Source organism: Niastella populi (genome assembly GCF_002078015.1).
Taxonomy (GTDB): Bacteria; Bacteroidota; Bacteroidia; order Chitinophagales; family Chitinophagaceae; genus Niastella; species Niastella populi.
Window position 1 is genome coordinate 1 of the sequence record NZ_LWBP01000209.1, and the last position, 278, is coordinate 278.

Sequence of the window (278 nt, forward strand, 5' to 3'; positions counted from 1 at the left end):
CAATAACGGCTGGGGGCGTGGTGGCCGATTTGGACAACCTCAATCGATAAAAGACCGGGGGGAAAAAGAACGTTTAGAGAAAGAGCGTTTGGAAAAAGAGCGTGCTGAAAAAGAACAAAAGGAAAAAGCAGAAAAAGAGCAGGCGCTGAAAGGCAATAATGGCTGGGGACGTGGTGGCCGATTTGGACAACCCCAATCACAGCGACCACAAACGAATAATAATGACCAGACTGAAAAAGACCGCATAGCCAAAGAACAGAAAGAAAAAGAGGACAAAG

At 46.4% G+C, this 278-nt stretch carries 1 protein-coding gene; it reads left to right on the forward strand.

Annotated elements, in window-relative coordinates; genetic code table 11:
• Positions 1-278 (forward strand): hypothetical protein (locus A4R26_RS35160; protein WP_207625820.1); only part of this gene is annotated, 278 nt, incomplete at both ends.